The 12,803-nt window shown below is 71.6% G+C and carries 15 protein-coding genes; 4 read left to right on the top strand and 11 right to left on the bottom strand.

Translation table 11 applies throughout. The features are described from left to right. Positions 1-117 precede the first annotated feature (117 nt). Positions 118-1,404, bottom strand: a complete 1,287-nt coding sequence (locus IH50_RS0112935; RefSeq protein WP_030860665.1) for an acetyl-CoA C-acetyltransferase — start codon at positions 1,402-1,404, stop codon at positions 118-120. A 91-nt stretch (positions 1,405-1,495) separates the two neighbouring features. On the opposite strand from IH50_RS0112935, the gene IH50_RS0112930 reads away from it, so the two are divergent. Further along, the gene (locus tag IH50_RS0112930; protein WP_030860663.1) at positions 1,496-2,800 is read left to right on the top strand and encodes a 3-oxoacyl-ACP reductase; all 1,305 of its coding nucleotides are present in this window, start codon (positions 1,496-1,498) and stop codon (positions 2,798-2,800) included. An 8-nt stretch (positions 2,801-2,808) separates the two neighbouring features. Then, complete coding sequence (locus IH50_RS0112925) at positions 2,809-3,675, top strand: MaoC family dehydratase (RefSeq protein ID WP_030860661.1); 867 nt, start codon at positions 2,809-2,811, stop codon at positions 3,673-3,675. Here IH50_RS0112925 and IH50_RS0112920 read toward each other — a convergent pair. The 8 genes from IH50_RS0112920 to IH50_RS0112890 form a co-directional block, all read right to left on the bottom strand. Further along, positions 3,645-4,337 (bottom strand): TetR/AcrR family transcriptional regulator, encoded by a 693-nt coding sequence (locus IH50_RS0112920; RefSeq protein ID WP_030860659.1) that lies wholly within the window; start codon positions 4,335-4,337, stop codon positions 3,645-3,647. The genes IH50_RS0112925 and IH50_RS0112920 overlap by 31 nt on opposite strands. 281 nt (positions 4,338-4,618) lie before the next feature. Beyond that, a complete protein-coding gene (locus IH50_RS0112915; protein WP_030860658.1) occupies positions 4,619-5,950 on the bottom strand; it encodes a dicarboxylate/amino acid:cation symporter in 1,332 nt (443 codons plus the stop codon). Between the two features lie 70 nt (positions 5,951-6,020). After that, positions 6,021-6,107 (bottom strand): putative leader peptide, encoded by an 87-nt coding sequence (locus tag IH50_RS43520; RefSeq protein ID WP_311642580.1) that lies wholly within the window; start codon positions 6,105-6,107, stop codon positions 6,021-6,023. 164 nt (positions 6,108-6,271) lie between these two features. Then, positions 6,272-6,571, bottom strand: a complete 300-nt coding sequence (locus IH50_RS0112910; protein ID WP_030860656.1) for a DUF4229 domain-containing protein — start codon at positions 6,569-6,571, stop codon at positions 6,272-6,274. A 96-nt stretch (positions 6,572-6,667) separates the two neighbouring features. Further along, on the bottom strand, positions 6,668-7,192 hold the full coding sequence (locus IH50_RS0112905; protein WP_030860654.1) for a GNAT family N-acetyltransferase: 525 nt from the start codon (positions 7,190-7,192) through the stop codon (positions 6,668-6,670). A gap of 101 nt (positions 7,193-7,293) precedes the next feature. Next, entirely contained in the window at positions 7,294-8,457 is a 1,164-nt protein-coding gene (gene mqnE, locus IH50_RS0112900; protein WP_030860652.1) for an aminofutalosine synthase MqnE, read from the bottom strand. Between the two features lie 51 nt (positions 8,458-8,508). Beyond that, positions 8,509-8,967 carry an Lrp/AsnC family transcriptional regulator gene (locus IH50_RS0112895; RefSeq protein WP_030860650.1) on the bottom strand — a complete coding sequence of 153 codons (459 nt, stop codon included), beginning with the start codon at positions 8,965-8,967 and terminating at the stop codon, positions 8,509-8,511. Positions 8,968-9,031: 64 nt separating this feature from the next. Further along, entirely contained in the window at positions 9,032-9,706 is a 675-nt protein-coding gene (locus IH50_RS0112890) for a UbiX family flavin prenyltransferase (RefSeq protein WP_199822077.1), read from the bottom strand. A 114-nt stretch (positions 9,707-9,820) separates the two neighbouring features. Between IH50_RS0112890 and IH50_RS0112885 the strand changes: the two genes are divergently transcribed. Then, positions 9,821-10,021, top strand: a complete 201-nt coding sequence (locus tag IH50_RS0112885; RefSeq protein ID WP_030860639.1) for a hypothetical protein — start codon at positions 9,821-9,823, stop codon at positions 10,019-10,021. Between the two features lie 25 nt (positions 10,022-10,046). Here the strand turns inward: IH50_RS0112885 and mqnP are convergent, their stop codons facing one another. After that, the gene (mqnP, locus tag IH50_RS0112880) at positions 10,047-10,952 is read right to left on the bottom strand and encodes a menaquinone biosynthesis prenyltransferase MqnP (RefSeq protein WP_030860637.1); all 906 of its coding nucleotides are present in this window, start codon (positions 10,950-10,952) and stop codon (positions 10,047-10,049) included. Further along, positions 10,949-12,400 (bottom strand): menaquinone biosynthesis decarboxylase, encoded by a 1,452-nt coding sequence (locus IH50_RS0112875; RefSeq protein ID WP_030860635.1) that lies wholly within the window; start codon positions 12,398-12,400, stop codon positions 10,949-10,951. The genes mqnP and IH50_RS0112875 overlap by 4 nt, the downstream gene beginning before the upstream one ends. Before the next feature lie 67 nt (positions 12,401-12,467). On the opposite strand from IH50_RS0112875, the gene IH50_RS0112870 reads away from it, so the two are divergent. Next, positions 12,468-12,800: a PLD nuclease N-terminal domain-containing protein gene (locus tag IH50_RS0112870; protein ID WP_030860634.1), complete on the top strand. Its 333-nt coding sequence runs from the start codon at positions 12,468-12,470 to the stop codon at positions 12,798-12,800. Positions 12,801-12,803: the final 3 nt, after the last annotated feature.

Genomic DNA, 12,803 nt, shown 5'->3' with positions numbered 1-12,803 from the left:
AAGGGGTCACCACCGGTCGGTGCGGAGATCGTACGGCGCTGACGTGGAAGGTCTGTGCGGGTTCGGGGACGGTCCCGGGCCGGGGGTGTGCATTGTTGTGGGTTACGTGAGGGTCACTCACGTACGCTCCAGGATCGCCGTCACCCCCTGGCCGCCCGCCGCACAGACCGAGATCAGTCCGCGTGCGGGGGCGTCCCGTTCGGCGAGGAGTTTCGCCAGGGTGGCCACGATGCGGGCGCCGGTGGCGGCGAAGGGGTGGCCGGTGGCCAGGGACGAGCCCGCCACGTTCAGCCGGGCGCGGTCGACGGGCGCGAGGCCCCGCTTCTCCCAGGCGGCCAGCGTGGCCAGCACCTGGGAGGCGAACGCCTCGTGCACCTCGACCAGGTCGAAGTCCGCGATGCCCAGACCGGCCCGCTGAAGCATGCGCGGGACCGCGTGGGCGGGCGCCATCAGCAGGCCGTCCTCGCCGCCGGCGACGTCCCCGTGCACGAAGTCCACGGCGGCCGTCTCGTACGCGCTCAGATAGGCGAGAGGTTCCAGGCCGCGCTCCGCCGCCCACTCCTCGCTCGCGAGCAGCACCAGCGCGGCGCCGTCGGTGAGCGGGGTCGAATTGCCCGCCGTCATGGTGGGTTCGGGGCCGTCGAGGCCGAACACCGGCTTCAGCGCGGCGAGTTTTTCCACCGTCGAGCCGGGGCGCAGGTTCTGGTCGCGGGCCAGGCCCCGGAAGGGCACCACCAGGTCCTGGAAGAAACCGCGTTCGTACGCCGCCGCCAGCCGCTGATGGCTGGCCGCCGCCAGTTCGTCCTGCGCCTCGCGGGTGATGCCCCAGGCGCGGGCGGTGACCGCGGCGTGCTCGCCCATGGACAGGCCCGTGCGCGGTTCGGCGTTGCGCGGGATGTCGGGGACGAGGTGACCCGGGCGCACCTTCGCCAGCGCCTTCAGCCGGCCGCCGAGCGTCTTCGCCCGCCGCGCCTCCAACAGCACCTTGCGCAAAGTGTCGTTGACGCCGAGGGGCGCGTCGCTCGCGGTGTCGGCGCCGCCGGCGATCGCGGCCTCCGTCTGGCCGAGGGCGATCTTGTTGGCGGCGGCGATCACCGCCTGGAGTCCGGTGCCGCAAGCCTGCTGGATGTCGTAGGCGGGGGTGCGGGCGTCGAGCGCCGCGCCGAGGACGGTCTCGCGGGCGAGGTTGAAGTCACGGCTGTGCTTGAGGACCGCCCCGGCGACGAACTCCCCGACGGCGCCCGGTGCTTGCAGTCCGTACCGCTCGACAAGTCCGTCCAGCGCGGCGGTGAGCATCTCCTGGTTGGAGGCGGTGGCGTAGGGGCCGTCGGAGCGGGCGAAGGGGACGCGGCTGCCGCCGACGACCGCGACGCGCCGGACGGTGCCCGGCTTCAGAGTGCTCATCTCGACCTGCTCCTCACCGTGACATAGGCTTACCTCCGGTAACCTTACTCCAGAGTAAGCACTCCTCGGAGCAGTCACGGAGGAATCCCGCATGGCCGACCGCTATCTGAGCTTCACCGGCACCGCGCCCGGCCGCTTCCTCACCCGCCGTCTGGGCCTGCCCCGGCCGGCGGCGCTGCGGCGCTGGTCACCGGAGCGGCCGGAGCTGGACGGCGGCCTGCTCCACCGCACGGCCGGGAAGTCCGCCCTCGACCTCGCCCCCGTCCTCGCCCGCACGGGACCCGCCCCGGACGACACCGGCCGGCCCGCCGCCGTCGTCCTGGACGCCACCGGGATACGGGACGTCGACGGGCTCGCCGAGGTGCACGCGGCCCTGCACCCCGTCGTACGGTCCGTCGCCGCGAGCGGCCGGATCGTGGTGCTCGGCGCCCCGCTCGACCCCGCCGACCACCATCAGGCCGCCGCCCAGCAGGCGTTGGAGGGCTTCACCCGCTCCCTCGGCAAGGAGGCCGGCCGGGGCATCACCGTGAACCTGGTCCGCCTCACCGACGCCCCCGCCGCCGAGTCCACCCTCCGCTTCCTGCTCTCCCCCAAGTCGGCCTACGTCAGCGGCCAGGTGATCGGCGTCGGCGCGCACGAGTCCCCCGCCCCCTACGACACGGACCGCCCCCTGTCCGGCCGTACCGCCCTGGTGACCGGCGCCGCGCGCGGCATCGGCGAGGCGGTCGCCGAGACACTGGCCCGGGACGGCGCCGAGGTGGTCGTCCTCGACGTCCCCGGCGCCGAGGCGGACGCCCGGCACGTCGCCGAACGGCTCGGCGGAAGGGCGCTCCCCCTCGACATCACCGCCGCCGACGCGGGCGCCCGCATCGCCGAGGCCCTCCCCGGCGGCCTCGACGTCCTCGTCCACAACGCGGGCGTCACCCGGGACCGCCGCCTGGTCAACATGCCTGCCGAGCGCTGGAGTTCCGTCCTGGAGGTGAACCTGGCGAGCGTGCTGCGCACCACCGACGCGCTGCTCGCCGCCGGGACCCTGAGGCGGGGCGGGCGGATCGTCGCCACGGCGTCCATCGCGGGGATCGCCGGGAACGCCGGCCAGACCAACTACGGGGCGAGCAAGGCCGGGATCACCGGCCTGGTCCGCGCCCTCGCGCCGCACGCGCTCGCCGGGCACGGGGTGACGGTGAACGCGGTCGCGCCCGGCTTCATCGAGACGAGGATGACGGCCGCCGTCCCGCTGCTCATCCGCGAGGCGGGCCGCCGGATGAACTCCCTCGCCCAGGGCGGCCTGCCCGTCGACGTCGCCGAGACCGTCGCCTGGCTCGCCCACCCGGCCTCGGGCGCGGTGAACGGGCAGGTCGTACGGGTCTGCGGCCAGAGCCTGCTGGGGGCGTGAGAGGGCCCATGACACCCACGCTCGAACTCCCCGCGCCCCCCGCTCTCGCACCGCTCCTCGCCCGCGGCGCCCTGCTCTCCCCCTTCAAGCGCCCGCGTCCCGACGCCGCCCACCCCCGCACCCGCCTGGTGCTGCCCGCCCTGCGCGTCGACACCGCCCGGCTCACCGCGTACGAGCGGGTGTGCGGCTTCCCGACCGGCTTCCCGACCGGCACCGCGAGCCCCGGGGACGCGCTGCCGGTGACCTATCCGCACGTGCTGGGCTTCCCCCTCGCCATGCGCCTGATGAGCGGGCCGGACTTCCCGCTCCCTCTGCTGGGCCTGGTCCACACGTCGATACGGATCACCCGGCACCGGGCGACACCGGCCACGGGCGCGTACGCACTGACGGTGTACGTCGACGGGCTGGCCCCGCACCGGCGCGGCACCCAGGCCGCCGTGGTCACCGAGATGCGGGACGGCGGGGACGTCGTGTGGGAGTCACGGAGCACCTATCTGGCCCGCCACCGGACCTCCGAACGGCCCACCGGGCAGCGGGAGGAGGAGCCGAAGCCCCTGCCCGCCGTCGACGAGTGGCGGCTGGCCGGGGACGTCGGACGGCGCTACGGTGCCGTCTCCGGCGACCGCAACCCGATCCACCTGCACCCGCTCACCGCCCGCCTCTTCGGCTTCCCCCGCGCCGTCGCGCACGGCATGTGGACCGTGGCCCGCTGCCTCGCCGCCCACGGCACCCCGGACGCGGCACAGGTCCGCGCGGACTTCCGGGCGCCGGTGCTCCTGCCGGGGACGGTGACGTACGCGGCGGAAGCCGGACGCTTCCACCTGCGCGGCGACGGCGGCCGGGTTCACCTGACCGGCGAGGTCAGCCCGCTCTGAGCCGTCTCCGGGGCGGGCTCGTCGTCCGGCGGGGTCCAGCGGCGGCCGGCCATCAGGTCGCCGAGGCCCGCCCAGGCGAAGTTCATCAGGGTCGCCGCCGCCTGCCGGGCCGTGACACCGGGGGTGGCGTTGGCCCAGTCCGCGAGGGACTCGGCGGCGCCGACCAGGGCCTCCGCGAGCCCCGCGACCTCACGCTCGGGCAGGTCGGGGTCCCGGTGGGCGTCGCGGGCGGCGACGAGGATGAGCTGCGTCACGAACGCCACGATCTCCGCGCGCATCACGGCGACCTCGGCGGCGAACACCTCGCCGTGGGTGCGGGCCTGGAGGTGCAGCACCGCCCAGCCGTCGGGGTGCCGGGCGGTGTGCGTGAAGAACGCCGTCAGCCCCGACCAGAGTTGGCGGTCGGCCGGCAGACCGGGGCGGGCACCGGCGCGCACGGCCTCGACGAGGGCCGTCGCCTCGCGCCGGATGCACGCGGTGAACAGGTCTTCCTTGGAGTTCAGGTACAGGTACACCAACGGCTTGGACACACCCGCCAGTTCGGCGATCTCGTCCATCGACGCCGCCATGTACCCCCGCTGTCCGAAGGTCCGCACGGCGGCGTCCAGCATCTGCTGCTCACGGACCGCACGCGGCATCCGCTTCGTCTTCACGGCACCCATGGGACACAGCGTACGGTCCGTCCCCTGCCGCGGGCCCCGGCCTCCGGCGCTCCCCGGCCCCGGCTGGCCGCCGGGGACGGCCGTTCACCCCGCCGTCGGCGTCGGCGGGAGCTGCGCGGTGAACCGCGTGGACGGCGCCGAGGTGCCGGTGCGGACCACCGGCGGCGGGGCGCTTCCCGGCCGACCGGGCGCTCGCGGGCCGGTTCGTACGGGGCGCCCCCGGCGACGGTCACCCGCCGATGACGGCCGGGAAGCGCTCCGTGTCCGGGGCCCGGTGACGGTCAGGCCGCCGCGGGGACCCGGCGGGGCTCGTCGGCCGGGGTCTCGTCGGCCGGGGTCTCGTCGACCGGCGAGGCGTGGACCGAGTCGTACGCCTCCCGGTCGAGCAGTCCCTCACGGGCGGAGACGATGACCGGGACGAGCGCCTGGCCTGCGACATTCGTGGCCGTGCGGATCATGTCCAGGATCGGGTCGATGGCGAGGAGCAGGCCCACGCCCTCCATGGGCAGGCCCAGGGTGGAGAGGGTGAGGGTGAGCATGACCGTCGCGCCGGTGAGGCCGGCCGTGGCGGCGGAGCCCACCACCGAGACGAACGCGATCAGCAGGTAGTCGCCGACGCCGAGCTGGATGTCGAAGATCTGGGCGACGAAGATCGCGGCGATGGCCGGGTAGATGGCGGCGCAGCCGTCCATCTTGGTCGTCGCGCCGAACGGGACGGCGAAGGAGGCGTACTCCTTCGGCACGCCGAGGCGCTCGGTGACCTTCTGGGTCAGCGGCATGGTGCCGACGGAGGAGCGGGAGACGAAGGCGAGCTGGATCGCGGGCCAGGCGCCCTTGAAGAACTGGATGGGGCTGGCCTTGGCGACGGTCGCGAGCAGCGTCGGGTAGACGCCGAAGAGGACGAGCGCGCAGCCGACGTAGATGTCGGCGGTGAAGGTGGCGTACTTGCCGATCAGGTCCCAGCCGTAGGTGGCGATGGCGTTGCCGATGAGGCCGACGGTGCCGAGCGGGGCGAGGCGGATGACCCACCACAGGGCCTTCTGGAGGAGTTCGAGGACGGACTCGCTCAGGGTGAGGATCGGCTGGGCCTTCTCGCCGAGCTGGAGGGCGGCGATTCCGGCGACGGCGGCCATGAAGACGATCTGGAGGACGTTCAGTTCGGTGAACGGCGTGATGACGTCGGTGGGCACGATGCCGGTGAGGAAGTCGATCCAGGAGCCGGTGTGCTCCGGCTCGGCGCCGTCCGCCGGGGTGAGGCCGGTGCCGGCGCCCGGGTTGGTGACCAGGCCGATGACCAGGCCGATCGCCACCGCGATCAGCGAGGTGATCATGAACCAGAGGAGGGTGCGCGAGGCCAGCCGGGCCGCGTTGTTGACCTTCCGCAGGTTGGTGATGGAGACCAGGATCGCGAAGAAGACGAGCGGGGCGACGGCCAGCTTCAGCAGGCCGATGAAGGTGCCGCCGATCTTCTCCAGGGTGGTGACCAGCCAGGAGACGTCCTGGCTGCGGGCGAGCCAGCCGAGCAGGACGCCCAGGACGAGGCCGGCGAGTATCTGGGCCCAGAAGGGCACGCGGAGGGGCAGCTTGGACTGCGTGTTCGTGGACACGGACATGCTCCGTTGAGGGGACGCGTGGGGAAGGTGACGGTGACGTGGGACGGGGAACGCGGGTGGCGGCGGAGCGTCAGGGACGACAGTTCGCGGCGGTGACCCGGCAGAGGTCCACGTGCAGGCGCGCCACGAGCGGAACACTCCGGGGCGTGGGGAACACGGCTGCTGACTTCACCCGAAGACCGTAACACCTGAGCTTTGAGATCCTCAAAGCCTTTCTTTGAGAGGTGAGGAGCCAAAGACACCTATACAACGCAAAGCGCCCCGGTTTCCAGGACGTTCGGAACCGGGGCGCCCGAGTACGGTGCGCGGGTGTGACGGACGTTACGAGGTCTGGCCCTGCGTGCGGGCGGCGTCGTCGGCCGTGTCCTCCATGGCGCGGTTGGCCTCCAGGCCGGCCTTGGCCCGGTCCACCCGCCGTACGATCCGCTCGGAGGCCCGGTCCCGCTCCTCGCGGAGCACGACGAAGCTGATCGGGGCCGAGATCAGCAACGCGAGCAGCACGATCCACAGGCCGTTGGAGTCGCCGAGACCGCGCGGGGCGAGGCCGGAGTAGACGAGGCCCCAGACGACCACGAGGCAGCCCACGAAGATCCCGAGGCGCATCAGTGTGTAGCGGAGCATCTCATCCACTCTTCCCTGCGTACGGTCAGAACGCCCCAAAGGGACGATGTCCAGTGAAGCACGGCCGGGCGTGGATCTTTCAGCGGGGTGCGGGGCTCAGGTCAGCGGCAGCAGCATGATGATGTCGTCGCGGTCGTCGCCGGGGGCCACGCGGATGGCGTTCGGGACCCGGCCGACCTCCTTGTAGCCGCAGGAGGCGTAGAAGCGCTCCAGGCCGAGGCCGCCGCGGCAGGCGAGCCGGATCGCCTCGATGCCGTCGACGGTGCGGGCGGACCGCTCGGCGGCGGCGAGCAGGTCACGGCCGTACCCCTTGCCCTGGTGGCGGGGGTGGACCATCACCGTGTAGAGCCAGAGCCAGTGGGTCATCAGGGGGTGGGTGTTGAAGGTGAGGAACGCCGTCGCCGCCACCCTGCCCTCCTCGTCGTGCCCGACGAGCAGGCGGGAGCGTTCCTCCGTCATCGACACGAACTGGCGCACCAGGCCGGGGCGGATGTCCTCACGGGTCACGGGCGGTACGAAGCCGACCGCTCCGCCGGCGTTGGTGACGTCGGTCCACAGGTCGAGGATGCCGTCGCGGAGTTCGGGGGTGACGACGGGATCGAGGGTGAACGTAAGGGGCATGTGGCGATGCTAGCCCTTACTCGGAGGTGGCGCACTCAAGAATGAGGTGGGCACAGGGCGAGGGTCAGGGGGCGGGAGCCCCCTGACGGGGCCCCGCCGCCTCACACCCGCATCGGCTGGGGGGACTCCCGGCGCGCCGGGTCGGGGCCGTCGTACTCCCGGATGATCTCGTACCGGGTGTTCCGTTCCACCGGCCGGAACCCCGCGTCGCGGATGAGGTCCAGCAGATCCTCACGGGTGAGCTTGTTCGGCGTGCCGTAGTCGTCCGCATCGTGCGTGATCTTGTACTCGACGACTGACCCGTCCATGTCGTCCGCCCCGTGCTGCAGCGCGAGCTGCGCCGTCCGCACGCCGTGCATCACCCAGAACACCTTGACGTGCGGCACGTTGTCGAACAGCAGCCGCGACACCGCGAACGTCTTCAGCGCCTCCGCGCCGGTCGCCATCTGCGTCCGCGCCTGGAGCCGGTTGCGTACCTTGCCGTCCTTCATGTCCACGAAGTCGTGCTGGTAGCGCAGCGGGATGAAGACCTGGAAACCGCCGGTCTCGTCCTGGAGTTCACGCAGCCGCAGCACGTGGTCCACGCGGTGGCGGGGCTCCTCGATGTGGCCGTACAGCATGGTGCACGGCGTCTTGAGGCCCTTCTCGTGCGCCAGCCGGTGGATGCGCGACCAGTCCTCCCAGTGGGTGCGGTGGTCGACGATGTGCTGCCGCACCTCCCAGTCGAAGATCTCCGCGCCGCCGCCGGTGAGGGACTCGAGACCGGCGTCGATCAGCTCGTCGAGGATCTCGGAGGCGGACAGCCCGGAGATGGTCTCGAAGTGGTGGATCTCGGTGGCGGTGAACGCCTTCAGCGAGACCTCCGGCAGCGCGGCCTTCAGCTCCCTGAGCGAGCGCGGGTAGTAGCGCCACGGCAGGTTCGGGTGCAGCCCGTTGACGATGTGCAGCTCGGTGAGGTTCTCCCCCTCCATCGCCTTGGCGAGCTTCACCGCCTCCTCGATGCGCATCGTGTACGCGTCCTTCTCTCCCGGCTTGCGCTGGAAGGAGCAGTAGGCGCAGGAGGCGGTGCACACGTTGGTCATGTTGAGGTGGCGGTTGACGTTGAAGTGGACGACGTCGCCGTTGAGCCGCGTCCGCACCTCGTGCGCCAGCCCGCCCAGCCAGGCCAGGTCGTCCGACTCGTACAGCGCGATGCCGTCCTCACGGGTCAGGCGTTCGCCCGCCCTGACCTTCTCCTCCAGCTCGCGCTTGAGCCCGACGTCCATGCCGATCCCTCATTCCCTCTTCAGACAGACCCGGTCAACCGTACGCCCCGGTCACTCCACTTCCTCAGGCAGCTCACCGACCCGGTTCTCCCACTTGGTGGAGAGCACGATGGTGGTACGGGTCCGGGAGACGCCCTTGGTGCCGGACAGCCGGCGGATGGTCTTCTCCAGGCCGTCCACGTCGCTCGCCCGCACCTTGAGCATGAAGGAGTCGTCGCCGGCGATGAACCAGCAGTCCTCGATCTCCTTCAGCTCCTTCAGCCGCTGCGCCACGTCCTCGTGGTCGGCGGCGTCGGAGAGCGAGATGCCGATCAGGGCGGTCACGCCGAGGCCGAGCGAGGCGGCGTCCACGGTGGCGCGGTAGCCGGTGATGACACCGGCCGCCTCCAGCCGGTTGATGCGGTCGGTGACGCTGGGGCCCGACAGGCCGACGAGGCGCCCCAGCTCCGCGTAGGAGGCCCGGCCGTTCTCCCTCAGGGCCTGGATGAGCTGCCTGTCCACCGCGTCCATGCGATCGAAGCCTTCCACTGAAGAGGTCTGAAGTTCTGCACGTGCTGGAATGCCGCCGAAGCGCTCAGTCGGGGCGGGATCCGCCGCCGAGCTCGCCCTTCCAGCGGCGGTAGAGCCGGTGCTCGACGCCCGCCGCGTCGAGTACGCGTCCGGCGACGAAGTCCACCAGGTCCTGGATGTGCGTCGCGCCCGCGTAGAAGGCCGGCGAGGCGGGCACCACGGTCGCGCCCGCGTCGTCCAGCGTCACCAGGTGCCGCAGGGTCTGGCCGTTCAGCGGGGTCTCCCGTACGGCCACGATCAGCGTGCGTCCCTCCTTCAGGGTGACGCTCGCCGCCCGCTGCAACAGGTCCTTGGACAGCCCGAGCGCCACCCCGGCCACACAGGCCGTGGAGGCGGGCACGATCAGCATGCCCTTGCTCGGATACGACCCCGAGGACGGCCCGGCCGCGAGGTCACCGGCGGCCCAGTGCCGTACGCCGTCGAGGTCGACGGTGAAGGTGTCCGGCTTGCCGTCCGCCCCCCGGGACAGCCATTCCCGCAGGTCGTCGCGCCAGTGGGCGTCCCGGAAGGCGATGCCGGTCTCGTCCAGCAGGGTCAGCCGGGAGGCCCGGCTGACGACGAGGTCGACACTCTCCCCCGCCGCCAGCAGCGCACGCAGCACAGCGGCTGCGTAGGGCGTACCGGACGCCCCGGACACCCCCACGATCCAAGGCTCGCGCCGCGTTTCTCCTGCGTTCACAACTCGAGCCTACCGGCGGACGGCAGGCGTCCGCGCTCAGGACCGGTCGGAGGCCTTCGAACCCGGCGGCCGGGCGGCTAGAGTGCGGAGGCGACACGGGACGAGGGGGGAACGATGGCCAAGGTCAGCATCAGCCTCGACGCCGAACTGGTGGTGGAAGTGATGGTCCTGGCGGGCGTCGGCTCGCCCCAGGACGCGATCGAGGTGGTCGTACGGGACTACATCGCCCGCGGCCACCGCACCGAGGCCCGCACCGAACTCAGGGACCAGGGCCTGCGCGAGGTCGACGCCAAGCCGCAGGAGCCCCAGGGCTGAGCCCCCGGGCCGCGCGCCGGCGTTCTCACACGGTCAGCCCCCGCACCAGCAGGTCCAGCAGCGCGCACACGAACAGCGCGATGCCGATGAAGCCGTTGACGCTGAAGAACGCCCGGTTCAGGCGGGTCAGGTCGTTCGGGCGGACGATGGTGTGCTCGTAGACGAAGGCGCCGGCCACGATCAGCAGGCCGAGCCAGAAGAACGCGCCGGCGTCGGTGAGCAGGGCGTACCAGACGAAGAGGGCCGTCGTGACGGTGTGGCAGGCACGGGCGCCCCAGATCGCGGCCGGGATGCCGAAGCGGGCCGGAACCGACTTCACACCGATCTCGCGGTCGGTGTCGACGTCCTGGCAGGCGTAGATCAGGTCGAAGCCGCCGATCCAGACGCCGACCGCGAGGCCGAGGACGACGGCGTCCCAGGACCACGACCCGGTGATCGCCAGCCAGCCGCCGACCGGGCCCATGGCCTGCGCGAGACCCAGGATGGCCTGCGGGAAGTTGGTGAACCGCTTGCCGTACGGATACACCACCATCGGGATCACGGCGACGGGCGCGAGGGCGAGGCAGAGCGGGTTGAGCAGGGCCGCCGCGCCGAGGAAGACGGCGAGGGCGACGAGCGCGCCCGTCCAGGCGTGCCGGACCGACATCGCGCCGGTGACCAGCTCGCGGTGGGCGGTGCGCGGGTTGCGGGCGTCGATCTCGCGGTCGATGATCCGGTTGGCGGCCATGGCGAAGGTGCGCAGGCCGACCATGGCGACGGTGACCAGGAGCAGCCGGCCCCAGTGGATGTTCTCGTCCCACTCGTACATCGCGGTGAGGGCGGCGATGTAGGCGAAGGGCAGGGCGAAGACCGAGTGCTCGATCATCACCAGGCGCAGGAAGGCTTTCGTGCGTCCCGGCTGCTGCGGGAGCGCTGCGGAGGCCGAGGTCACAGTCCGTACTCCTTCCAGCGGCGGTCGACGAGGGCGGCGGTGTCCGGGTCGGACTCGACCATGTCGGGCCAGCCGCCGTCGCGCGTGTACCCCTCCTCGGGCCACTTCTTCGTCGCGTCGATGCCCGCCTTGCCGCCCCAGAACTGCTGGTACGAGGAGTGGTCGAGGTGGTCGACGGGACCCTCGACGACGGTGAGGTCACGGGCGTAGTCGGTGTTGCCGAGGGCCCGCCAGGACACCTCGTGCAGGTCGTGGACGTCGCAGTCGGAGTCGACGACCACGATCAGCTTGGTCAGCGACATCATGTGGGCGCCCCAGATGGCGTGCATGACCTTCTGCGCGTGCTTGGGGTACTTCTTGTCGATCGAGACGATCGCGCAGTTGTGGAAGCCGCCGGACTCGGGGAGGTGGTAGTCCACGATGTCCGGAACGATGATCTTGAGGAGGGGCAGGAAGAAGCGTTCCGTCGCCCGTCCGAGCGGCCCGTCCTCGGTCGGGGGCCGGCCGACGACGATCGACTGGAGCAGCGGGCGCTTGCGCATCGTCACGCAGTCGATCGTCAGCGCGGGGAACGGCTCCTGCGGGGTGTAGAACCCGGTGTGGTCACCGAACGGCCCCTCGGGCAGCATCTCGCCGGGCTCCAGCCAGCCCTCGACGACGACCTCCGCGTGCGCCGGGACCTGGAGCGGAACGGTCTTGCAGTCGACCATCTCGATCCGCTTGCCCTGCAGGAAACCGGCGAACAGGTACTCGTCGATGTCGCCGGGCAGCGGCGCGGTGGAGGCGTACGTCACGGCGGGCGGGCAGCCGAAGGCGATCGCGACGGGCAGGCGCTCGCCGCGCCGGGCGGCCACCTGGTAGTGGTTGCGGCTGTCCTTGTGGATCTGCCAGTGCATGCCGATGGTGCGCTTGTCGTGGCGCTGGAGGCGGTACAGGCCGAGGTTGCGGACGCCCGTCTCCGGGTCCTTGGTGTGGGTGAGGCCCAGGTTGAAGAAGGAGCCGCCGTCCTTGGGCCAGGTGAACAGCGCGGGGAGCCGGTCGAGGTCCACGTCGTCGCCGGTGAGGACGACCTCCTGGACCGGCGCGTCCTTCACCTTCTTCGGCGGTACGTGCGTCATCGCGCCGAGCTTCCCGAACGCCTCGCGCACCCCGACGAACCCGTGCGGCAGCTCGGGCTTCAGCAGCCCGCCGATCTTCTCGGAGATCTCCGCGTACGACGTCAGGCCGAGCGCCTTCAGCAGGCGGCGGTCGGTGCCGTACACGTTCATCGCGAGGGGCATGTCCGAGCCGCGCACGTTCTCGAAGAGCAGCGCGGGACCGCCGGCCTTCTGCACCCGGTCGACGATCTCACCGACCTCCAGATACGGGTCGACCTCGGCCTTGATGCGCTTGAGGTCACCCTCGCGCTCCAGCGCCCTGAGCAGGGAGCGAAGATCGTCGTAAGCCATGCGGTCAAGTATCCCCGAGCGGTTACGCTGGCCCTGTACCGCCCACCGCTTTCGCTGGAGAGGCCCCATGCTGCGGGTGCTGATGTTCCTGGTGCCACTGGCCCTGAGCGTGTACGCGTTCATCGACTGCATCAGTACGAAGGACGACGACATCCGGCACATGCCCAAGCCGCTGTGGGCGATCCTCGTGCTGCTGTTCCCGCTGGTCGGCTCGATCTCCTGGCTGATCGCCGGCAAGAAGCGGCACCCCGCGGGCGGCGCCGCCGGTTCCGCCTGGGGCCGGGGCGGCGGCCGGCAGTGGGTGGCGCCGGACGACAACCCCGAGTTCCTGAAGTCGCTGGACGAGGAGAGGGACAAGGACGACAGGCCGGGGGACGGCGAGCGGGGCGGGCCCGCCTGACCG

Source organism: Streptomyces sp. NRRL S-37 (genome assembly GCF_000721605.1).
GTDB lineage: Bacteria > Actinomycetota > Actinomycetes > Streptomycetales > Streptomycetaceae > Streptomyces.
The sequence above is the reverse complement of the archived record's forward strand: the minus strand, read 5'-3'. Positions and strand labels throughout refer to the sequence as shown.